The sequence below is a fragment of the Ignavibacteria bacterium genome, from assembly GCA_013177855.1.
Lineage (GTDB): Bacteria > Bacteroidota > Ignavibacteria > Ch128b > Ch128b > Ch128b.
Genome location: JABLYA010000007.1, coordinates 69,583 through 94,285, shown reverse-complemented (window position 1 = coordinate 94,285; position 24,703 = coordinate 69,583). Strand labels below are relative to the sequence as shown.

Sequence of the window (24,703 nt, the reverse complement as noted above, 5' to 3'; positions counted from 1 at the left end):
ATATATTATTCCAAGTAGGTTTAAATTTCTTAAATGTTAAAATATTAGCTGATTACTTCAGCAGAAGTGTCAGTAATACGTGCTCTATAATTAATTGAGCCATCTCTCCAGTACAAATAACCTGTTTCTTCATCACCAATAATACTTAAAATAGTAACATTAGCAAGTGAACTAACAGTAGTGTAATGACCAGCATTTACTAGGATTGATCTAACCCATTTCCATCTTTTTGCCATAATATTAACTTATTTTTCTTTTATATATTAATGATTGAAAATGGATTTTAATAAAAAAAAATAAACCCTGAATAGTTCGAAATTATATTCAAGGTTGGATTTTTAATAAAAAAGAAACCCTGAATAGTTTGAAACTATTCAGGGTTTAGCAATGATTTATAAAAAGTTATTGGATTAATTTACCTGCTGATTATAATTTTTTGACTTAAAACATTTTCACCAAATTTTATTTTAGCAATGTATATCCCTTCTGATAGATGATGAATATCTAAATTTATTTGTCCAAAAGCATTTTCCAACTTCTTTTCAAAGATTTTATTTCCTATCATATCATACATTTCAAATTCAAAATCACAGTCTAATTCTTCATCTGGTAATTGAATTGTTAATACATCGTTTGCCGGATTTGGATAAACGTTTATTATGTTTGTCAATTCTTCATAATCATTATCACTATTTGTATCATCTTCAATCATAAATGATTTTGCACAATTTCCAACATAAATTCCGGTTTTTCTATTAGTACATCCATTAGCATCTGTTACAGTAACTCTATAATATCCTTTACATAAATTTACAGCTGTTTGCGATGTTTGACCATTGTTCCATAAATAGGTATAAGGAGCATCTCCACCAGTAACATTTGCTTTAATAGAACCTTGACAACTACCGGTTGGAGTACACGTTACAGTAGTTGAAATATTAATAACTTTTGAACCAACTGTTTTCCTTATTGATTTTGATGCATTACAAGCATCTTTTATAGTAACGGTATATGCAGTATTCGCTGATAGATTTGAAATTGATGCTGTTGTATCTCCAGTATTCCATTTATATGTATATGGTGGAGTTCCATTAGTACCTGTAGCAATAGCTATACCGGTAGGAACACATGGCGAAGAAGCATATGTAATTACAGTTCCGTTTAAAGCTAAAGGTTGAGATATTGTAATAGATTTTACTACTGAATTTTGACAACCATCTTTAACAGTTACTTTATATGTATTACCTCCTAATAAATTAATAGCAGTTTGTGTTGTTTGTCCATTAGTCCAATTATATGTATAAGGAATCATACCTCCAATTGGAGTTGCTGTTGCAGTACCATCATTTCCCCCTCTACATGTAGAAGGTGTAGATGTAACAGAGGCATCAACTTTTGATGCTTGAGTAATAGTAACTTGTGCTGTTGCTTTTGTTCCACATTGGTCGGTTATCGTAACATTATATGTTCCTGCGGCTAAATTAGTAATTGTTTGAGTCGTTTTACCATTAGACCATTTATAAGTATAAGGCGGATTTCCATTTATTGGATTAGCTGTAGCAGAACCTGTGGTTCCTCCAAAACATGCAATATGTTGAATATTTATAATTTCAGCTGTCAATAAAGGTATTTGAGACAACGATACCGTTTCAACCAATTCACAGTTATTTGCACCAACAACTGTTACAGTGTAATTACCAGCTGCTAAATTTGATATCGTTTGACTTGTTGAATTATTACTCCACAAATATGTATAAGGTTCACTACCAAACGAAGGATTAGCTGTTATACTTCCATTATTAAGACCGGTGCAAGTTACTTTGGTAATGGCAAAACTTACACTATCAAAACATCCATACCTAAAAACAAAACCATCTCTTTTAGTAGGTAAATCATTGATAATATTTGTAGAACTAATTGTAGCTGTATCTGAAAAAAATTCACCTAACCAAACATAATTTCTAGCTGTATTGCTAAAATATGCAGAATTGCCGATTTCATTTAATTTGCCCTTCACATTTAGTGCATTTAATATAGTACCGTTTAAATCCATTATAGCTAAAAATCCGTCGCTTTGTGCTTTATAATCTAATGATATAGTACCAAAATTAATATTAGAACCATACGATCCTGTAAACATTACTTGACCGTTTGAATGAGTAATATTAATTACATTTTCATCTTTATTACTACCATAAAGTCTGACCCATTGCAATGAACCACTCCTGCTATATTTAGCCACAAACAAATCGTATGTCCCATTTGATGTGTTATAATAAATTTTTTTGGATGTATCGGTAAGTGTAGAATCGAATTTAATACGGTATGCTGCAAATTTCCCTGCTATATACTGATCACCATTTATATCAGAAGTATGTTTAATGACATATAAATCGTTATTCGTAGTTAATATTTTTCTTATCCAAACAAAATTTCCATTGGCATCTGTTTTCATTATAAAACCATTTTTATAACTTGAATTAATAGTAATTATTGGTTTTTCATCATATTGAATGGTCCCGGTTGCTTGTCCAGACAAAAAATATTCATTGCCTATCAATGACACATTTCTTACATAATTAACATCAGAAGTGCCATAAAAAAGTTTAGACCATTGCGGATAGCCACTTGCATCAAATTTTACAATAAAACTTTGTTTTTGATATGGATCATCCACTGTCAATGTAATATCATACAAATCATCATAAAAAATAACGGATGAAGTAAATTGTCCAACCATAATGATGTTCCCATTATTGTCGATATCAAAATACCCACCCATTTGATGCGTTGACCCATAAGCTACATTTTTTGTCCAAATTAAATTTCCGTTTAAATTTATTTTACACAAATAAATATCGTTTCCACCATTATTTAATAAATTATCTTGATTAAAAAACGATGTAGTATTACTAAAAACTCCTGATAAATAAATAAAACTTTTATCTCTCGAAAATTTCATTCCATATGCACTTTCTGTACCAATTCCTGCAATTGTTTTAAACCATTGTAATTGACCAAGACCATTAAATTTTGCAACAAAAACATCTTGTAACGCCACAGCATTAACCACAACTGTGTCAATTTTTATCTCACCATTAAAATTACCATAAACATAGTAATTTCCACTTTCATCTTGAATCACTTCCGTCGGATTTGCCTGACCAGTTCCTTTAAATTGTTTGGTCCACATAACACCTTGAGCTTGCAGCGTAAAAGCATATACACTTAAAACCACTGCTAAAAGTACAGTTTTTATATATTGTAAATTTATATTTGTCATAATAAGTATTTTCACTTATTTAAGTTATACGTAAATTTAATATTAAAGTTGTATAGATTTAATTTTTTTTTAATTATTTTCTTTTTTATTAAATCATCTTTTAATATAATTGAATTTATTAATAATTTCACAACATTTTTCTACTTTTGAAAGGTCAAAGTAATCATCAGTTCTCACACCTGTTTCAATATCAATCCAAATTCCTAAATCTTTTGGTAATTGTTCTTCCAATTGAATTAGTTTTTGTTCCAAATTGTCAGGACTTAAACCACCTGTCCAACCACAAATCCTACCTTCTATTGGCTTAGGAATTTCTTTAATATCATTAGATATATCAAATAAAAAATGAAATCTATCTTCATTTACATAAGGAATTATTGCATTAATAAAAGGTTTGTTATTATCATTAATTTGTAAAATAAATGGATTAGGATATCTATTAATAAAAGAAAAAAATTTAATTATGTTTATATGTGATTGTTTCAAATTAAAATTTAATTGAACTCTGTTAATACCTGTCATTAAATATGTTATGTCATAATTTATAAGACCATTTGATAAAATTTCTTGTACAACAGAACCACATAAATGTAATGATCTGTTCATAAAATAACCTTCACTTTTAAAGTGTTGAATTAATTTTTTTACGTTTGGATATCTTTTTTCCACACCATTAAGATTTTTAGAATATAGGTAACCCCACTCAACCCATTTATTCTTTTTCCAAATATCTACCATATGATTTGTATTTGTCCAATCATCAACACCTGTAAATGTAACTTTTTTTAATATCATTTTTTAAATTTTATCTATTCGTCTTTAATTTTATATTTAAGTCTAACTAACTTTTTAATGTGATAGTTTCTCTCCTATTATTTGTCTCTTTTCCACATCATCTAAAGAAGAAATGACCCAATCAGAAACTAAATCATAGATTAATTTATCATTATTATTCAATTGACTTTCAGTTAAAAATTCCCGTATTGTAGTTTTAATAAATTGTTTCAAATCTTATATTTGTTTTTTCTTTATATATAAATATAAAAAATTAAAATTCCTGTCCTTATTTTTCTTTAAAAATTTTTGTTCACTTCTTCGATTAAACCTTAATTAACCAAACCTATACATAACAACAAATAAACTTTATTATCTTTAAGTTTTATATTTCAATTTAAGAAATAACCGTTATAGCTAATATTATTTTTGTATTGATTTTTTTTGTCAGGATTAAAAAAAAATATTTTTATTGTAATTACGAAATATGGTTTTTTTGAAACTAATTTTAATAAAAAAAATTACAAAATTAAAGGGTTTGCATCTAGTTATTTATATTTAATAGAAATTATACCTCATAAAGTATTTTAATTATTAAAACTTATTAGGAAAAATGTTATATAAAAATTAATTAATTTTTTTTCAAAATTTAATCGTAAGGATAAAAAATGAGTAAAAACGGTGCAACAAAAAGTGGAATTAGTACCTCAATGTTACTATTCTTTATATTTTTAGTGTTAAAATTAACAAATACAATTGATTGGAGTTGGTGGTGGGTTACTTGTCCTTTATGGGCTGGTTTTGCATTAATAGGTGCTGTTATAGTCATTATTTTTGTAATAAGTATAATTGTAACATTATTTAAAATATTAAACAACCAATAATGTTTCATGTTTGTTTAGGATATGATTTGAATTAATTGGATTATTAACAAAAAATAATCTAAGTTTTTATGACCACAAAGAATTTACGAATTTTGTTTAAATTTTAAAAATAAACATCTAAATTTAGGCAACCAAAAAATTTTTATTACATCAATAAAGAAAAAAGTTATGAAAACAATATTATTTTTATTTTTTATGTTGATTAACAGTTTGTTATTTGCACAACATGATCATCATAATCAGAAAAAATGTACACATAATCATAAAGTAAAATCTGTAAACGATACAACAATTAAAGTAGTTCAGACATTTCTACGAGATGATAATGCAGGTGAAGCTATTATTATTCAACGATATAGAAATGATACATTAGCAGATAAATGGCTGAAAGAATATATACAGCGAAGCCGTAACAAAGTTACTGAAAATATCTATTTAAAAGGTACTAAAGCAAGTGGGTGTTCCAATCTAGATTTTGAAAATGGTAATTTTTCAAATTGGACATGTCAAACAGCTACAAATTATAATTATCCAGCCGGTGATGCTTCACCTTCTCCAGAAACGGCATGGGCTGGAACTGCACCTGTTGCAAATCGCCACGTCATAACAAACGCTGCAAGTGGCAATGATCCATACGGTAACTTTCCAATGTTAGCTCCAAATGGTGGATCATTTTCGGTTAAACTTGGCAATAATGATTATAACTATGAAGCCGAACAATTAATATATACTTTTTTTGTCAATCCACAAGATACAAATTTCATATATAAATATGCCGTAATTCTTGAAGATCCTGGTCATACTTGGGTAGAACAACCATATTTTGAATTAAAAATTTATGATGGTAATGGACAAATTATTCCTTGTAGTTATCAACAATATGTATCAGGTGGTTCAATACCTGGTTTTTTTGATAGCCCTTCAAATTCAAGTGTTAAATGTAAATCATGGACAACCGTTGGTTTAAATTTAGGTCCATATATAGGCCAAACTATTACTCTTATAGTTACAAGTGCTGATTGTGCTCAAGGAGGTCATTTTGGTTACGGATACATTGATTTTATTTGTCCTTCTTCATTTACATCTACACCAAATGTTTATTGCAATAATGTTACTTCTGCTACTCTTACAGTTCCTGATATTGACCCTGGTATGAATTTTCAGTGGTCAACCGGTGAAACAACTCCATCTATTACAATTAATCCACAAAACTACGATGGCTCAAATGTTAGTGTTTATATTCAATCACCAACTTCAATTGGTCTTTGTGGTTTTTATTATCTTTTTCCAATAGAAGTAGTACAACTTAATCCGGAATTTAATACAACTACCAACTGTCTTACGGTTAATTTTTCAGATTTATCTTCTGTAACCGGAACTACAATTTCGGGATGGTCATGGGATTTCGGAGATGGACAAAGTTCTACTTTGCAAAATCCGATACATACTTACACAACGGCCGGAGATTATAATGTTACCTTAACTATTACTGCAGGTGGTTGTCAAAATTCAATATCTCACCATGTTACTGTTTCTGGTCTTAGTATCAGTGTTTCCTCCACAAATCCTTTATGTTATGGTCAAAATGGCTCAGCTACTGTAACTGCCTCAGGAAGCGGTAGCTATAGCTATACGTGGAGTACGACACCACCTCAAACTACAGCTACAGCAAATAATTTACCACCAGGCACTTATACTGTTTCGGTAACTGAACCTGGTGGATGTAATAATACAGCTTCTGTTACCATTACTCAACCACCCCAAATGCAGTTATCTACAAATCAGACAAATGTTTCTTGTTATGGTTTTAATGATGGTTCTGCAACGGTTAATGTTAGCGGTGGTACTGGAACTTATACATACCAATGGAGTAATGCACAAACGAGTTCTACTGCTACTAATTTAGCTGCAAATTCTTATACTGTAACCATTAAAGACGCTAATAACTGTTCGATAACCGCATCTGTTACCATTACTCAACCTCCTCAGTTTACCATTACCGCTTCAGCATCGCCCGGTTCTATATGTCCGGGAGCAAGTTCTACTCTTACAGCCAACGGAGCTGTTACTTATGCATGGGATAATGGATTAGGAAATGGCAATCCGCAAATGGTAAGTCCTGCAAATACTACCGCTTACCATGTTACCGGAACGGATGCTACAGGATGTACTGCTACTGCTACTGTTTCCGTAGTTGTTTATACTCCTCCCACCATTTCTATTTCAGGAAACAATAGTATATGCCAGGGACAAAGTACAATGCTCACAGCCGGTGGAGCTACAAGTTATGTTTGGGATATAGGAAATAACTTAGCAAGTGTTAATGTTTCGCCATTAGCAACAACTACTTATCAGGTTACTGGTACCGATGCTAATGGTTGTACAAATACTGCTACATATCAAGTTACTGTGATTCCAATACCAAATGCTAATGCTGGTGCAGATGTTATTCAATGCGGTTTGACATATAACTTATCGGCAACCCCATCTATTGGACAAGGAATATGGTCATCGCCACAAAATGTAATCATTAATCCTGTTAATAATCCCAATGCTACTTTAACCGTTAACCAAACCGGTCAATATATCCTTATTTGGACTGAAAACAATCAGGGTTGCATAGATGCCGATACTGTTTTAATTAACTTAACACGATATCCAACGAGTGAATTTACAGCCGATACCATTCCTTGTGCCGGCAACAATTCCATGATAACTTTCACCGGTTTTGCCGAAGGAAATTCCGTTTACACGTGGTCGTGGGATGGTGGGAATGCCATACCCGGAACTGGAGTCGGACCACATATTGTAAACTGGAACAGCAATGGTATTCATAACATTAGCTTAATTGTATCGACAAATGGATGTGCATCACCACCAACTATAGTTCAAATTTACAATCCAACACCATTGAGCACTTCGCTTACTAAAACCGATATATTATGCCATAGCGATGCTAACGGAACAGTAGATTTAACCGTAACAGGTGGTCGTTTACCTTATAGTTATCAATGGAACAACGGTGCTCCAACCGAAGATTTATTAAATATACCGTCCGGCATTTATACTGTTACGGTTACCGATGCCAGCGGATGTACCAAGACCGATGGTATTACTGTAAATCAACCTACCCAGCTTGTTGCTTCTGTTACTCCGACACAATACATTTGTATAGGTCAACCCGCATACTTAAGTATTACTGCTACCGGTGGTACGCCATCGTATCAATATTTCTGGAACGGTCAATCGTCCAACCCTTCCATTGCCGTTTATCCAGAAGTAACGACAACCTATACTGCTTCGGTAGTAGATGCAAATAGTTGCAGCAGCAATTTATTAAGCACAACAGTATATGTAGCTCATCCGCTGCATGTTAATTTATTAGTCAATACCGACCATGTATGTCCAGGCGATCCAGTAATGCTCACTCCGGTTATTTGGGGTGGTGTAGGACCTCCGTATATTATTTACAACCAAGACGGAGATATTGTAACTCCTCCTATTTACGTATATCCAAATCAAAGTGGATGGTACAGTGTACGCATAGAAGATGCTTGCGGTTCGTGGGATACTTCGAATGTGTTTATTCATGTATGGCCGTTACCTCCGGCCAGTATTTTAGCCGACACATTGCAAGGTTGTGTTCCTTTAATGGTTCATTTTATTGAAGTAAATCCAGACAGTGGTCAAACCTATCTTTGGAATTTTGGCGACCAATCAAATTTGTCGTTGTCGAAAAATCCTATTCATACATATAACACACCAGGAACCTTTGATGTAACTATTACTGTAACTTCAAATCATGGATGTAAAACAATGGTGGTATATAATGATATGATAACGGTATGGCCAAAGCCTAATGCTGCTTATGTGTGGAGCCCAGAGGTAGTAACCGAAATTAAACCTGTTTTTAATTTTACCAATATGTCAACCGGTGCATCGTGGTATCAATGGATGTTTGGCGATGGTGATTCGTCGAGTGTAGTCAATCCAGAACATCGTTATCCTGGCAAAGGTAATTACGAAACACAATTGGTGTCCATTAGCAACAAAGGTTGTACCGATACAACAAAAGCGATTATTAAGATTTTAGAGCAATATACGTTTTATGCACCAACAGCTTTTAGTCCAGATGGTGACCGTAATAACGACTTTTTTTATATAGTTGCTCATGGTATAAAAGAAGATGGTTTTTATCTTGAAGTATATGATCGTTGGGGCGAAATAATATGGAGCACCAAACAATATAGCAAGATATATGAACGTAGTGAAAAATGGGATGGTCGTGCTAAAAACCACGAAATTGTTCCAATCGGTACTTATACATGGAGAGCAGTGTTTAGAGATAGTTTTGATAAATCGCATGAAGAAGTTGGTGCAGTTAGTATTATTCGTTAAAAAACAATTTTGATTAAAACTATTTAGTTGTTATTTATAGTGAAATAGGTAACTTTTTAAACCATTAACAAATTATTACGTAAAAATGATAAATAAAAATACGTTATATATGAAACTTATTTTTATAATTACTGGTTTAGTGCTTTTTTATTTTTCTACAATAAAAGCACAAAATAGTAGTAATTATAGTTTTTCGTCTTTATCAAACGGCTCTTTAACGGATATGTCAATCGAAACAACGCAACTAATAGCTCCCAACACAGACGGGTTAAATACAGGTATATTTTCAAATACAAATCCTATTGGTTTTACCTTTTATTTCATGTCGCAACCTTACGATCAATTTGTTGTAACAGAAGATGGCGTATTACGTCTGGGCACATCGCTATCTGCCATAAACAGAACACCTGAAATAAATATAAATGAACCACGTTTAGTACCATTTTCTTGCGATATGGCTACAGGTTCTAATGGTAAAGTTCATTATAAAGTTATTGGTACGGCACCTAACAGAATTTGTATTATTGAATGGCTCAATTGTTACGGAACATTTCCTTCAACTATGCCTGTATTGGGACAATTAACTTTTCAAATACGTTTATATGAAACAACTGGTATTTTTGAATATGTTTATGGATATATGAATATGCAAAGAAGAAGGGATAATAGTGATTTGGGAGCTATAGGTTTCGGAAATTCCAATGCAAATAATGGCGTTTTTTATAAAACAACTTCATTTTCTGATAATTCATATGGAACCACACTTCCAGTTTATTTAATTTGTCAAAGTAAAATAACGACTACTGGAGAAGTTGCCGGATTATCTTCTACAACAGACGGAGCTAGAAGAGTATATCGTTTTGTTCCACCAGTAGCACCGGCAGCTCCAACTGGGTTATATTTTACAGGTATTAGTCAAACCAGTGTAACACTAAATTGGACTGATAACGCTACAAATGAAACTCATTATCATATATATAGAAGTGATGATGGAGGGTTAACTTATGAACTTGTTTCAATTGTACCTGCAAATTCTACTACTTCTGGTCCAATCAACGGTTTACCTGATAGAACTTATTTTTGGAAAGTTTATGCGGTAAACGAAGGAGCACAAAGCGATGCTTTAGAAGGTGTATGTTCCACACTCCCTGCAGGAATTATTCATTCTACCAGTACCGGTGGTCTTTGGAGTCAAACTTCAACATGGGAAGAAGGTGTGCTTCCTGGGCCAAACGATGATGTAATCATAAGGGATAATGCAACTGTTACTATTGATATAACTACAGCTGTTTGTAATAACTTAACAGTTGGTGAAGGGAATTCAGGACACCTTCAGTTTATAGGGGGAAGTACTAATGCTACCTTATCGTGTGATGGGGATATATGGGTTAAGTCTGGTGCTACGTTCGATGTGAACACTAGTGCTTCAGGTGGAACTCGCAAATTAATAATTGGACAACGATATTATTCGCAAGGAAATCTAAAGGTTGACGGAAATTTTGATATGAATTGTGGAGGTAATGCTTTTGCCGATGTTGAATTTAGAGGCTCTGTAGATGGGACTGTAACAGGCTCAGGTCCTAACTGCGATTTTTATTCAATTACAGTAAATAAGGGAACCACTAATGAAAAAGTTATCGATTTTCAAAGAGTCATAACGATAGATACTCCTACTGCTTCAGATAGAAGGTTAAACATAATAAATGGCACTTTCAAACTTTCCAGTGCATCTACAATTTCTCCATATTTTGGAACCCAAACCATTTGTAGTTTAACAAATGGAATCTGGCTCAATCATCCAAATGCTGTTATTCAATGTGTGGGAGCAGGAACTACTACAGGAGCAGGTAATGCAACAATTGATGGTTTATTAAGAATAACTGCCGGTATGTTTGCTTATGGCAGTGGGAACAATGTACTTTCTGTCAATGACAATGGAGTGTTACAGATTGATGGTGCAAGCGGAACCTTGTTGTTTTATGGACGAGCCGATTTTTCTGCTAATGCGCATCTTACTATAACAGACGGTGATTTTCGTTTAGATCCACAAGCTGGAAATAACCTTGCTTCTGGCAATGTTTTAAATTTTAATACAACTTCTTATGCTATATTTACGGGAGGTTATATCACATTTGTTGATCCAAAAAATTTTACTACTTCTTCAGATTTTTATATACCATCTTCAGGTGAGCAAAATAAAATAATGACAGGTGGAACAATTCGATTAGGAGATGGTTTAAGTAGTTCAAATGGTTCTACTAATGGATTTATTATTACCATTCCTACTTCTTATGGCTTTCCTTTAGGTAACATTGAAATTAATAACCCAGCAGGAACAAATAGATTTGTCAAATTTACTCGATCTTCTGGCTCAAATCCAATTATAATAAATAATATGAATTTAATTGCCGGAACTTGGAAATTAAATGGTATTTCATTTAATATTAATGGAAATATTACCAATAATGGCATGATAGATGTTTCCACTGCAAGTTCTGCAATCAGCATGGTTGGATTAATACCTCAGATCATTTCTGGTTCCGGTAGTTTATCTGCAACGAATAATTTATTATTTACTATAAACAATGCAAATGGTTTAACTCTTAATTCACCATTCTCCTGCTTAAAGCTTACGTTAACAAATGGTATTATTAATACCACTTCAACCAATATATTAACAATGCTTTCAACCACAGCTTCTGATTTATCCGGAGGTTCAGCTACAAGTTATATCAACGGACCTTTTGAAAGAAAAATCACAACTGTTACAAATACTTACAAGTTTCCTATTGGCAAATCAACCTATACCTATCTGGAACTAAAAAATCCTTCAACCAGTGGAACTGTTTTAATCAGAGCTGAGGTTTTTGACAATAATTGCGGAGGAAGTATTATAAATCCTGCAGGTTATGAATTAAATACAAACAGATACTGGCATGCTCAGGTTATTTCCGGGACATTGAATAATAGTATCGTAATTATTTATGAATCGAACCCAACGACCAATATGATTATTGCTAAATCTAATACAATCGATGGGTTTTATGACGGAACGATACATGCTTCACAAACAGGGAATTCATTAACCTCATCATCAGTTACTTCTTTAGGATATTTTTGTAGCGCTGCCCCTGGATTTTTATCGGGTACATACTATTGCGGAAGCGGACAACCATTTTTATCACTTACAGAAAATACCAATTTTGGATTCTTTAAAACGGTTGCTTCCAGAGGGTTAAAAGGAAATGTTACACTTTTAATTACCTCTGATCTGGCAGAAAATGGAGCAGTTGCATTAACACCATGGGCAGAAATTAATGGAAGTGGATATACGATTACTATTAAACCAGTTGATGGAACTACAAAAACAATTTCAGGAAATGTTTCAAATGGAATGATACGGTTAGACGGAGCTGACAAAGTTACGTTTGATGGTAGTTACAATGGAAGCGGAAAATATTTGTTATTCAGAAATACCAATAGTTCTAATCCTGTATTTACTTTTATAAATGAAGCAACTTACGATACATTAAAAAATATTCTTATAGAATCGGGGAACACCACATCTACAAGTGGGGTAATTTTATTCAGTACATCAACTGCTTTAACTTCTTTGGGAAACAGTTTTAATGGCATTCAAAATTGTACTATTAGAGATCGTTCAGATGCTACTTCTGTTCCTAGAAATTTGATATACTCCAGTGGAACAGCAGGAAAATTAAATAAGTCAAATACTATATCAAACTGTAATTTGTTTAATTTTACATCAAGTGGTATAATTATTACTTCAACCGGGAATGGTGATAACTGGACTATCAGTAATAATAATTTTTATCAAACTGCAAGTAGAAACACAGCTCAAACCATAATTAGCATTGCTACAGGTCAAAATCAACAGATACTTAATAATTATATAGGTGGTAGCACTGTTGGTTGTGGAAGTACAGCATGGACAAATTCCGGGGCTGTTGCAATAAAAGGAATTTCTCTAAGTTCAGGTGTTGGAACTCCATGCTCAATTCAAGGTAATACAATTCAAAATTTTTCTCTTTCAAATGCAAGTTCGTCATTTATAGGAATCGAAGTAATTAGTGGATCGTGTAATATTGGAACAACTACAGGAAATAACATTGGGGATCCAAATAGTGCAGGAAATATAACTCTTGCAGGAAATACAATAAGCTCAGGAATAAAAAACAGTTCAACATCGAGCGTTAGTATATGGAATAATATTATTGGAGGAATAACTTGTTCCGCATCAAATACTGCAAATACATTTATAGGAATTTGGCAGGCAGGAACAGGGGCAGGAAATATTGCAAATAATATCATAGCCAACATTTCCAGTGTCAGCACTAAAACAAGTATAGATGCAATGGCATTACAAGGTATATATGTCAGCGGAGCATCTATAGGAGGTTGCTACGTTACAAACAATCAAATATATAATCTTTCATTAACGAACAACACATCCGTTCAAACCAATATAGCCGGAATCTCTGTTACAAATCTCAGCAATCCAATTATCAATCAAAATAAAATTTGGAATTTAACAAATGCTTCAACCAAAACAACTCCTACGGCACCTCCTACTGTTAGCGGAATATCCATTTACACACCGGCAGCATCTTCCATTGCGGAAATTAGAAACAATATGATAACGTTAGGCAATGGAGCTAATACAAATACTGAATTTAATGGCATTTGGCTACAATCTTCTACCAATGCATATACTGCTAATATATATTTTAATTCTATTCTTATTTCAGGTACAGCTTCCGGAGGGGCTTTAAGCTCATTTGCACTTTTGCGTGGCAATAATTTTTCTACTACACAAAGTGTTTCATTGAATCTATATAATAATATATTTGCAAATATTCGTAATGGGGGAACAGGTGTGCATTATTGTATTGGAAATCAAGGAACCAGTCCGGAAACTAATTGGTCAAATATATCAGATAATAATTTTTACATAACACCTGATATAGCAACTCAGAATGTAGCATTGTGGAATTTATCTTCACTAAATATGTCTTCTTTTAGAACAACTTCAAACGGAGATAATTTTAGTTTAGTAGCTAAAAATAGTGCAACAACTAATCATTCTCAGATTAATATTAATAATTTGTTTGCTGATATCGCCAATGGAGATTTGCATATTAATAGCAACAATCCTGAAGCTTGGTTTATAAATGGTAAAGGAGGTCAATTGACAATAAATAACGATATTGATGGAGATACAAGAAGTACATCGTTTGTTAATGGAACAACCGATATTGGTTGTGACGAAATTACCTTAACCTCTACACCTATTGAAGCAAATCTTTCAGGAGCCATTTCTGATGGTTCTACAACAACTTTTAATTTTGGAGGTGTAAACTTTGGCCAAATTACATGGCATGGGAGCAACTTGCCCACTTCGCTCAATGTTTATTGGTACACTCAGAAATATCCTGACTTAAACGATGGATTGGGTAATCCATATTCAACACTTGTTGGTGCTCAATACTCAAATTTTGTTTTAGAAATTGAACCTATTGGAGGAGATATAAATACATATACGTACGATTTGAGAATTTATAATGATAATAAATATATTGGAACGATTGACGATATTACAGCTATTAGTATTGCTAAAAATCCATACATATATCCCACTCCAACAACTCCACCGGTGGATAATTATGGTGTATATTCCACCACTTCTGATGTTTCGCATAGTTATTTTGAAATTACAGATGTAATAGGTTTTAGTAAATTTATTTTTTACAAAGGCTCAGCAACACCCTTACCGGTTAATTTAATTTCTTTTTCGGCTCGTTGTCAAAATTCTGATATTATCGTTGACTGGGTAACTGCTACTGAACTTAACAATAATTATTTTATTTTGGAAAGAAGTAATGATGCAGTTTTATTTACTGAAATTGCTAAAATAAATGGTGCAGGAAATTCTAATACAATAATATCGTATCGTTTTGTTGATAAAAATGCTAAAAATCAGGCTATTAATTATTATCGATTAAAACAAGTTGACTTTGACGGAAAAACAACGACATCGGAAATTATCGCCGTTCAATGTAATTCGCTAAACGAAAACTTTTTAAGAATTGGAAGTTCTGAAAATTATATTTCTTTATTATTTAATTCTCCAATTTCAGGAAAAGTAAACGTTCAAATATTTGATAAAATTGGCAGATGTGTTATTTCGAAACAATACGAAGGCGAAGACTATTCTACTATTTTAGTTGATAAACAAAGCTTAACGACAGGTATTTATACTATTCTTGTTACAACGGCTAATGGTAATTTAACTAAAAAAATTACATTAGTAAAGTAACTTAACGATTGCAAATCTTTAAAAACTTACTAATTTTCCTATGACCATGTTAACTAATTAGTTTTCTAAAATGAGAAAACGTTTGTTTGTTTAAAATTTTATCTACGAATAAAGAGAATAAATCCAAGATTGGTAATTATAAACACAATCTGAACAATCTTTTTAGTTTTTTAAGTCTTTCTTCTTTTTTTAAATATTTCTGATATTTTATTTCTAAACTCAATTCTTCTTTATATGGTATTGATTTATATTTATTTATCTTTTCATCAAAAATAATCCAATATGGTTCTTGATTACCAAATGGATAAAAATGTCTTCGATAATTTCTATTATTATATAATACAGTAGTTGTTATTACATAATAATTATTAACTATTTCTATTATTTTCATATTTTATACGTTTTCGTCATATGTTTTTTTAAATTTGTAACACCAAGATTGTGCGCTACCAAACTTATTTATAACTTAATAAACATTTAAACATTTTTATTCAACCTTTCCAACTTGAATTCTCTTAATATTCTCCTTAAAATAGAGATATCCTTTTTTTCTTTATTTTTTAACTTTTGCTTAAGTATTTGATTTAACATTTTTAAATTTTCTTTGTGTAATTTAATCAATTCATCATCACCTTTGTATATAGGATAAACACATTCAATAGTTGATTTTTTATTATTTTTATCCAATGAACAAGAAACATAATATACAAATTCATAACCATCAATTAAATGTCTGTGGTTTTCGTTTAGATTATAAGACATAGAATCAATATCCGATTGGCTTGCACCATATCCTAAACAAACATGAAATATTATTGGTTGTCTCATATTTTTAATTAATGTTATAATTTTTTATTTCTTATATATTTGTAATATTTATATTCAAAAACATTATATTCCATATTTTTATTACACCTGGTATTTTCATATAACATTTATTATCGTGCATACCATAATTTCACAATTCAATCTTTGTCATATAACTATTCATTTTTCAAAATCCTTTCAAATTTCTTTTTTCTTAGATAAACTTGTATTTCTGGTTTTTTCTTTAATTCCATAATTTCTAAAACTTCAGTTTTGTTGCCCAATTCAAGAGTTTTATTTAATTTCCAAACTTTTTTCTTATCAAATGTTCTATATTTATTAGTATCTTTACAAAAATCTTTTAAAAAACCTAAATAATCAAATAAATAATACTGATTTTTATTTGTCTTGTAATTTTTTCTATCAAGATATTTAATCAGATTCTCTACATCACAAAATACATTTAAAATTTCAAATTTTTTTGAATATAAACCACCTTTGGTTACAATGTATATGTCACAATTCTTTTCAATTGCTTCTTTTTTCATATTTTGCAATATCATTTCGAATTTCATCTAAATTTAAGTAATTACTGTAAATCATTCTCATATATTGTGCAACTATAAGAGTAAATACCACAAAAACCAAAAACATCAAACTTCTTTTGGTTCTTTTAGGTTGTTATACCATTCGTTTTATTTAACTATAAATTTTCTCATTTTAATATCCTTTCTAATTTTGGAAGTCTTTTCTTTTTATTTAGAAGTTTATGTCCTTCTGGTGTATCTAAAAATTTTTCTGCCTTTGTAAAAGAATATTCAAAATTTTCAACATAGTTTTCCACAATTTTCATATTAGAAGGTTTTTTATAACAGACATAAAAATTTCTTCACCAAGACCAACTATATGAGCCGTGAAATCCCAGTATGAATCATCACCACCCCAATATCGGTATTTTTTATTTCTGGGATTTTCCATAAACTTGTCAATAACATTTGATAACTCTTCTCTTTTTAAACGTGATATATCATGCATTTCTTTAATATCATCAATGCTATCTACGAGATGTGCCAATTTTAAACCGACAACATCACTATCAGTTGATAGTGTACCCCAACCAAGTTTTTTGACTATTTTCCAAAACTTTTTATCTGTCATTCTTTTCATTTTCTTTATAGTGGTCTTTAATTGAAATCATTATAGATAAAGGTATAAAAAATACCCACCAACGCCAATCCCAAATATTGTTACATCAAAGATAGACATCCAAAAACCTACCCATATTGCCCAACCGTAATTAAAAAACTTTTTTCATAATTTTATTTTTTATTGTTAATATTTCGTAAAACCATCGCAAAAACCATCATCTCCGTAAGTGTAAAGGTCATTCAATCTTTGTTGATTTTCTTCCTCATAACGTAATTGTTCAATATAATAGTTTTCTTCATATATCAATTCTTGAATTTTATTCTCCATTTAATATACGTTTTAATTTTTGTTCTCTAAAATAAACAGCACTAGGTATAACTATATAACCTTCTTCATATGGATAAATATTACCATAAATTGATTTAATAACTTTATGATAATTGTTTGACTTCATATTAGATAAAGTTATATTATAAGTACCATCTACATTTAATTTTTCAATATCTTCATAAGTTAATACATCACCGATATAATATCTATTTGATTTGTTCAGAATAAAATCACCGTCTTTGTCATAAAATTCATACATGAAACAACCTTTTGGTAATTCAAACTCATCAGTTAATTCTTTTTCTGAGGTTTCAGAAAACAAACTGGAAAATAACAATTAACATAATGTTTTAGTTTGACATTCTTTTTTCTAAAAACTTCATACTCTTGTAGAATATCAAAACCAACACCTTTATGTTTAGACCAAGCAATAAAATCCACTTTGGTTTCAAGCCAATTTAGGAAGTTTTCTAATTCTGTTTTTATTTCAGGTTTCATATTCCTTATTTTATAAATTTTTTCTCAAATTGTTTTAACTTTGTTTTTGCAATAGATAGATTAGTTAATAAAATTGGTTTGTTGAAAGAAGATAATGAAATCAATTCTTGTTCTCTATCTAAAGTATTACAATTGTTATAAGAATAGTAGTTCTTAATATTGTCGTTATTAAAAGACTTGACATAAATAAATGATTCATCTAAACAATAAACTTTCAATAATAAAATACCACTGTATCTTGTTTTGTATATAAATTTAGAATCTATTGGATATTTTTTTAATAGTTCAGCAAAGCCAAAATAATCATAAATTGATTGTAATTTTTCGTTGTAATCATTTAATATTTTCATATTTTTATTTTTAATCATTAAACACCATACACCACCATTAGTATATCTAAACATAATCTCAAATCTCTTTGAGAAAGTATCATATATTAACTTTTTAGTTATTCTGTCGTATGTATGAAATGTATCATTTTCTTTTGTTGGAGTTTTACCATCTTTAATCATTAAAGAATGAAATACTTTATTACCAATAATATGTGATATTTCTCTTTTTATATCACCAGATAAACATTCTTCAATTCTATCCATTGTCTTACTATCATTGTCATATCTTCTTGGAAAATTGAATAAAACAACATCGCCAAGATATGTATAGTATTTGAATACATTAATATCAATGATTGGGACACAATTCTTAGCAACAACCAAATTATTTTTCTTATTTGATAATTCTTTTAAGTTTTATTTCTCTTGTATCAATTGTATCTACTTTAATATGAGGTACATCAGTAATGTGTAATGGTGTTCCAGAGTGGACATTATAATTATATTTCTCACCTGTTTCTTTACACCTTTTCATTTCTTCAACTTCTATGTGATGTAATATACATTTATAAATCTCATATGCTAAATCTGATTCTTTATCATAACCTATACCGTAGTGTGCACTTGAATTATCTTTCAATTCAGTCCAGATAAGTTTTTTAATTTCTTCAAGGTGATAATCTACCTTATCCCTTACTTTACACATATGAGTCATAGCATTGTCTGCATCGTCAGGATTTTCTTCTTTATACTTATTATAATGTTCTTTGTGTAATGCGTGTTCTATGGATGGTATATACCAATGAGACATTTGACCACAAATCATTCGACTGTATTGTTCCAATGCTTTAGATATTAGTAACATTTGCCTTTCATTCAATGTTATTCTATATTTCTTTTCCATTATTTTTTATTTTTATATTATCTACTGTTATTGTTCTTTTCATTCGTTTAATAGTATTTTCCTTAATTACAAAGATACTAAAAAATATCAAAATAAAAAAAGTATCCACTAAAAATAATATATATGGTAAAATATGGAAAAGTTAAATGATTTTTAGATTTAGTGATTATATTTATGAGTATCACAGAAGAGATAGGTTAATGATTTTATCACCAGAGGTTTCAAGTCAGTTTACAGTTGCCTTTGAATTTGAATTAGAAACAACCGATACTAAGAAAATGTATAATGATGATCTTGAAGAAGTTCACAAATTGGTTAGTCAAAGGTTACTAAGTAGACTCAGAACAGAACCATTTTATGAAAGAGAATTAGATTTTATAAATAATATTTTGGATAAATTATATGATTTGGCTATTGATGAAGAATTAGATAAAATAAACAAGTTATTGGATGAAAACAGATATAAAAAACCAGATCAAAAAATTATAATAGGTTTAATATTTTATGAATGGAATCTTTATTCAAATGATAATTTAACATATTTGACCAATAATGTTAAAAAATACTTACCAAATTTCTACAAAAAATATAATAAAGATTTAAAATTTGAATTAGATACTTCATTAAAAAGAGGTATTGAGTTTTCGCCAAAGAAATATTGCGATGGTATTAATGCTGCGATTGAAATGCTGGATGATTTCTTTAAAGATTTTGATAATCAAAAGTATTGGATATTTTCAGAAAGAACTGGTCTACACATTAATTTAGGTATGAAAGGTAAACATAAATGGAACCAAATTAAAGGATTGTTAAATATTAATGACATTGCTACTGACACAAAAGTACCATTTGCATTTAAAAATATAGAATACAGAATACCAATAAGTCATTGTCAATCTATTTTAAAAGAATTGAAGGATGATTTGATTTCAAATGGTACAAAATTGGATATTAAAGATCCAAATTTAGAAAATTTCTTAAATAATAAACTACGTACTTTGTTACAAGAAAAAGGATATAAACATTATGCTTTCAATACTTTACATATTGAAGAAAATAATTATGTAGAATTTAGATATGTTGGAGGAATTATAAATAAAGATATTATTGTAGAAAAAACATTATTCTTTGCTTATATAACATATTTAATGACACACCCAGAATATAATAGAGCATCATATCAAAAGAAATTGTATAAATTTGTTGATTCTATTAACAATCAAATATCAAACCCGTGAATATCGCTATGTTTAAAAACCAATTTTAGTTGATGCAGGTTCAGCATGATGAAATAAATCCAACTATTATATAAATTAATTTTAAAGTTCATATTCTTTTATCTTTCGGTACAATGTGCGTTCACTTATACCTAATTCTTGAGCTGCCAATTTTCTTTTTCCGTTATATTTTTCCAACGCCTTTTTTATCATTTCTTTTTCTTTTTCTTGTAAAGAAAATGTTTCATCTTCTATAATAAAAGTATCCTGAATGTTATCAGCTAAATTTATATCAGGTTTAGTAATAATATTTTCTTTATGTATCTGAGAAATAGGTGCTGCTGAACTTTCATGCATAAGATTATGAACTCGTTGTTTTAACTCAGCCATATCTTTACGCATATCAAAAAGTATTTGAAACAAAATCTCACGTTCGGTATTAAAGGTTTTTTGATCGATAAAATCGTGATTGACAATTGCCGGAAGTTTATTTAAAAAAGCATCTGGTAAATATTTCTTCAAAGTATTTGCATCAATCTCACGTTCTTGCTCTATTATTGAAATTTGTTCAACAATATTCTTCATTTGACGAACATTATTTACCTCAAATAAATTATCTGACATTATTCCGGATCCTAGAGGATGCCCTCATATGGGTGGAATTACTGGTGTTAAAGCAGAATATTATGCTGAAAGATTGACTAATTATTTATTAAAAAATCAAAACATATATACTCTTTGGTTGAATCATAATTCTGATGAAACAACAATAGAACCTGATATGGATAATTATCAGCAGATACAAAATACTACTATCAAGCATTCATGGGTTTAGGAGTTGGTGAACCAAATCCTATGTATATTGGTGAGATTAGAAGTTTTTATACTGTTAGTGGTGGCACTACTGGTGGTATTGTATTTCATGATGATGGTACATATTATTGGATTGCAGCAGATGTACTGGATATACTGGTGGTGGTTTTACAGATTGGTATTTGCCTGCTATAGATGAACTACATATTATGTTTAGTAGTGGAGCAGTATCTATGTTGCATGGATTACATTGGTCTTCAACAGAAAATACAAGCACGGGAGTTTATGGAGAATCAAATGACTTTAGTATACAAGATAATTTGGGTAAGGAAGTTACACCACTATATGTACGTCCTATGAGAAAACAATTAAAATAAACAGATGTAAAATCTTTTATTTTAATTTTATATCCAATTCAACATGACAACTTTTATTTTCATAACCAACGAAAGGTTCAAGTTCAATTCTTTTACCAGAAAGAAATTCATCATTTAACCATTTCGCATCAACATTACCGTGTTTGTTTGGATTGTTTGTTTGAACTTTATTTATAGGTAAATTCGTGTGCTGCCTCTTTTGAGTGGGTTTTTTATTAAATAATCCTATTTAATTTTCTTTCCCTAGTCCAATCAATATAGTGTCTTTTACATTCGTGAAACTCAATATAAACGAAGTATTGATTGTCTGAACTAAACTCATCATCCCACGGTAGATAATCTCTTAAAACTTCACACAAAGCGTCCTCAAAAGTAAAATCGCCAGTATAGTAATTTGTAATATACTCATTTATATTTTCTGGTGTATCGTTTTCTAAACCTTTTATGATAACAGGTTTCATTTTTTCAGTAACCCACTCCGTTTTATAATTATCATCACTATCAAAAATACGATGTTTAATGATAATTTTATTCAATATACCACTATTCAACAACCAATCTTTTAATAATTTATACTTCATTTCGACAACATTACCATAACAAAAACGCCAGTCATAGAAAGTAACAGGTATTTTTGATACTTTTTTATATTTTGATCTATCATCAGTAAACTCTTCATCTGTTAAACCAACTCGCATCGTTTTTGTCTCTACATCATATACGGTATATCTACCAAATGAATCCTTTAAATAAAAGGACTTAGTATTTCACTGCGAGCCATAATATATTCTAGTTTGTATCGTTAATCCATGTATAATCTAACAGTACGTTTTGAGCTTCGGGAAGGAAACGCAAAGAAGGCATACGATATTTTATTATTTGTAAATCCATTTATTCAATTTTAATAGAACCTATCATAAGCTTGGCTCCTAATGTTATTAAAAATGTAAAGTTTTTATGACTTAACATTTTTATTTAAATTGAAGTAATTTTACAAGGTATATCAATGTCTTCATCGTAATGATAAACTCCACACATCCTATGGTATCCGTCTGCTATGATTACTTGTCTTTTCTTTGTATCTCTTACAAGTAAGAGTGGAGATAAAGATTTGCCTTTTTCAATTTTTTCATGTGTCTTTTCTACATGAGAGTTTGAGATGCCAAGCAAAGACAATCTTGAAGCTCTAAAAATATCTTTGGCTTTGAATGTAACTATTTTCTCATCTCTTAGTTTTCTTATAATCCTATCTACTTCATTTTTATCAAAAATTAAAGATAAATAAGATTCTGCTGCTGGATAATTATGATCTTCTGGTTGTTCAAACCATTTAATCATCTTAGTAGATTTTGCCATGAATAGGTTATCATTTTTAATAAATTAAACATTTTACTAAACATATGTAGTTTTTCATTACACTTCTTTTATCTTCTCTTTCAAATCAATACATTTTTCGTATTCTTCAGATGCTATATATCTGGTAATAAAATCATTCATTAAATTTTTCTGAATTTTTCTGATTTGTGGATATTCAAATTTTGAAGACATCATCAATTCTTCATATAAATGTAAAAAAGATTGGTAACTTCTCATAGATTCTTCTATCCATTTTTTTGGAAGAATTTTAAACATTGTGTTATTAACTATTTTTTCTTCTATTTGTTCCTTTGTTATTTTTGATAGTTTTTCATATAATGAATAAAGGTCAAGCATCAAATCATCAAAATAGTCAGACACATTAATCGGTATATCATCATCATCATCATCGATCATACATCTTTGTAATAGCTCATCATAATTAAATTTTTTATTTTGAATAAATACTTCGCCTTTTAACCAAGAAAGTAATAATATTAATTCTTTCTTTTCTAATTCTGTTCGTTTTTGTAACATAACATAATAATAATTTTTCTTATTTTATATTATAAAAAATCTATAAGTTTATATTTTAAATTTCTATATAATTATATCCAATACCCTATATATTTATTATCTTTCTTTATAATTTACTTTTTTTATTTAGATAAACCAAATAATTTCTATTTGTTTTAGTTACTAAACTAGAAAATATGTAGTTGTTATCACTTTTTAGTATCATAGTTATAAAATTAATATAAAAATGTGTAAAATAAAAATTAAACATTTTAGAAAAATAAATATAAAAATAAAATATATAATATACTATAATGTTCTTTGAATGGGGGTGTATGGTTTTGACTGTACTTTAACTAATATTGTAAGCAAGTATCGCATTGTTAATAAGCGATTAATAAATTATTAATAAACAAATTTAAATGACGAAAGTTTATTAAATACCGCAATTCCAACATTCGTTCTAAGTGTTGTTGATTCACTAAACGAAGTTGAAGTAGCTTAAGGTTACTTGGCGGTAAAACGCTAAAATCAACAAAAACTTCAAATTTAAACGCTTTATTGTTTTCAGTTTAAATAAGAAGTAAAATCCAAGAAAACTTTGATTTGAATATTTATAAAAATATTCTAAGCTTGTAGAAATCAATAGGAGTTGGTATTAGGACGAGGGTTCGACTCCCTCCACCTCCACCAAATGATATTCGATTGATTATTAGTATAATATAACA

General features: G+C 30.0%; 22 protein-coding genes and 1 other RNA gene. 7 read left to right on the top strand and 16 right to left on the bottom strand.

All coding sequences use genetic code 11. The features are described 5' to 3' along the window. Positions 1-44 precede the first annotated feature (44 nt). The 3 genes from HPY57_15525 to HPY57_15515 all read right to left on the bottom strand — a co-directional run bounded on the left by HPY57_15525 (position 45) and on the right by HPY57_15515 (position 4,078). Positions 45-236, bottom strand: a complete 192-nt coding sequence (locus HPY57_15525) for a hypothetical protein (protein NPV13176.1) — start codon at positions 234-236, stop codon at positions 45-47. Positions 237-415: 179 nt separating this feature from the next. Next, positions 416-3,283, bottom strand: a complete 2,868-nt coding sequence (locus tag HPY57_15520) for a T9SS type A sorting domain-containing protein (GenBank protein ID NPV13175.1) — start codon at positions 3,281-3,283, stop codon at positions 416-418. A 93-nt stretch (positions 3,284-3,376) separates the two neighbouring features. Continuing rightward, positions 3,377-4,078 (bottom strand): hypothetical protein, encoded by a 702-nt coding sequence (locus tag HPY57_15515; GenBank protein ID NPV13174.1) that lies wholly within the window; start codon positions 4,076-4,078, stop codon positions 3,377-3,379. 647 nt (positions 4,079-4,725) lie between these two features. Between HPY57_15515 and HPY57_15510 the strand changes: the two genes are divergently transcribed. From HPY57_15510 to HPY57_15500, 3 genes are all read left to right on the top strand, one after another. Beyond that, on the top strand, positions 4,726-4,941 hold the full coding sequence (locus HPY57_15510) for a hypothetical protein (protein ID NPV13173.1): 216 nt from the start codon (positions 4,726-4,728) through the stop codon (positions 4,939-4,941). Positions 4,942-5,109: 168 nt separating this feature from the next. Then, entirely contained in the window at positions 5,110-9,339 is a 4,230-nt protein-coding gene (locus HPY57_15505; protein ID NPV13172.1) for a PKD domain-containing protein, read from the top strand. Between the two features lie 85 nt (positions 9,340-9,424). Beyond that, positions 9,425-15,676 (top strand): T9SS type A sorting domain-containing protein, encoded by a 6,252-nt coding sequence (locus HPY57_15500; protein ID NPV13171.1) that lies wholly within the window; start codon positions 9,425-9,427, stop codon positions 15,674-15,676. 136 nt (positions 15,677-15,812) lie between these two features. Here HPY57_15500 and HPY57_15495 read toward each other — a convergent pair whose 3' ends face one another. From HPY57_15495 to HPY57_15455, 9 genes are all read right to left on the bottom strand, one after another. After that, positions 15,813-16,067, bottom strand: coding sequence for a hypothetical protein (locus tag HPY57_15495; GenBank protein ID NPV13170.1), 255 nt, complete (start codon positions 16,065-16,067; stop codon positions 15,813-15,815). 86 nt (positions 16,068-16,153) lie between these two features. Continuing rightward, positions 16,154-16,504, bottom strand: coding sequence for a hypothetical protein (locus HPY57_15490; GenBank protein ID NPV13169.1), 351 nt, complete (start codon positions 16,502-16,504; stop codon positions 16,154-16,156). Between the two features lie 155 nt (positions 16,505-16,659). After that, entirely contained in the window at positions 16,660-17,031 is a 372-nt protein-coding gene (locus tag HPY57_15485; protein NPV13168.1) for a hypothetical protein, read from the bottom strand. Positions 17,032-17,198: 167 nt separating this feature from the next. Beyond that, positions 17,199-17,336, bottom strand: coding sequence for a hypothetical protein (locus HPY57_15480; GenBank protein ID NPV13167.1), 138 nt, complete (start codon positions 17,334-17,336; stop codon positions 17,199-17,201). Continuing rightward, positions 17,333-17,650 (bottom strand): hypothetical protein, encoded by a 318-nt coding sequence (locus tag HPY57_15475; protein NPV13166.1) that lies wholly within the window; start codon positions 17,648-17,650, stop codon positions 17,333-17,335. Before HPY57_15475 ends, HPY57_15480 begins: the two co-directional genes overlap by 4 nt. A 165-nt stretch (positions 17,651-17,815) precedes the next feature. After that, entirely contained in the window at positions 17,816-17,959 is a 144-nt protein-coding gene (locus HPY57_15470; protein ID NPV13165.1) for a hypothetical protein, read from the bottom strand. After that, positions 17,949-18,221 (bottom strand): hypothetical protein, encoded by a 273-nt coding sequence (locus HPY57_15465; protein NPV13164.1) that lies wholly within the window; start codon positions 18,219-18,221, stop codon positions 17,949-17,951. Before HPY57_15465 ends, HPY57_15470 begins: the two co-directional genes overlap by 11 nt. Before the next feature lie 244 nt (positions 18,222-18,465). Continuing rightward, positions 18,466-19,176 (bottom strand): hypothetical protein, encoded by a 711-nt coding sequence (locus HPY57_15460; GenBank protein ID NPV13163.1) that lies wholly within the window; start codon positions 19,174-19,176, stop codon positions 18,466-18,468. Positions 19,177-19,186: 10 nt separating this feature from the next. After that, positions 19,187-19,657: a hypothetical protein gene (locus HPY57_15455; protein NPV13162.1), complete on the bottom strand. Its 471-nt coding sequence runs from the start codon at positions 19,655-19,657 to the stop codon at positions 19,187-19,189. Positions 19,658-19,842: 185 nt separating this feature from the next. Here HPY57_15455 and HPY57_15450 point away from each other — a divergent pair, with 185 nt between their 5' ends. After that, positions 19,843-20,934 (top strand): hypothetical protein, encoded by a 1,092-nt coding sequence (locus HPY57_15450; GenBank protein NPV13161.1) that lies wholly within the window; start codon positions 19,843-19,845, stop codon positions 20,932-20,934. A gap of 81 nt (positions 20,935-21,015) precedes the next feature. Here HPY57_15450 and HPY57_15445 read toward each other — a convergent pair whose 3' ends face one another. Further along, positions 21,016-21,537, bottom strand: a complete 522-nt coding sequence (locus HPY57_15445; protein NPV13160.1) for a hypothetical protein — start codon at positions 21,535-21,537, stop codon at positions 21,016-21,018. A 28-nt stretch (positions 21,538-21,565) separates the two neighbouring features. Between HPY57_15445 and HPY57_15440 the strand changes: the two genes are divergently transcribed. Next, positions 21,566-21,748, top strand: coding sequence for a hypothetical protein (locus HPY57_15440; protein ID NPV13159.1), 183 nt, complete (start codon positions 21,566-21,568; stop codon positions 21,746-21,748). Next, positions 21,739-21,921 (top strand): hypothetical protein, encoded by a 183-nt coding sequence (locus HPY57_15435; GenBank protein NPV13158.1) that lies wholly within the window; start codon positions 21,739-21,741, stop codon positions 21,919-21,921. Before HPY57_15440 ends, HPY57_15435 begins: the two co-directional genes overlap by 10 nt. Before the next feature lie 397 nt (positions 21,922-22,318). Here HPY57_15435 and HPY57_15430 read toward each other — a convergent pair whose 3' ends face one another. The 3 genes from HPY57_15430 to HPY57_15420 all read right to left on the bottom strand — a co-directional run bounded on the left by HPY57_15430 (position 22,319) and on the right by HPY57_15420 (position 23,996). Further along, a complete protein-coding gene (locus HPY57_15430; GenBank protein NPV13157.1) occupies positions 22,319-22,801 on the bottom strand; it encodes a hypothetical protein in 483 nt (160 codons plus the stop codon). Positions 22,802-23,078: 277 nt separating this feature from the next. Then, positions 23,079-23,459, bottom strand: coding sequence for a hypothetical protein (locus HPY57_15425; GenBank protein NPV13156.1), 381 nt, complete (start codon positions 23,457-23,459; stop codon positions 23,079-23,081). A 57-nt stretch (positions 23,460-23,516) separates the two neighbouring features. Further along, positions 23,517-23,996: a hypothetical protein gene (locus tag HPY57_15420; protein ID NPV13155.1), complete on the bottom strand. Its 480-nt coding sequence runs from the start codon at positions 23,994-23,996 to the stop codon at positions 23,517-23,519. Between the two features lie 306 nt (positions 23,997-24,302). Here HPY57_15420 and ssrA point away from each other — a divergent pair. Further along, positions 24,303-24,668, top strand: a transfer-messenger RNA (tmRNA) gene (ssrA, locus tag HPY57_15415). Positions 24,669-24,703: the final 35 nt, after the last annotated feature.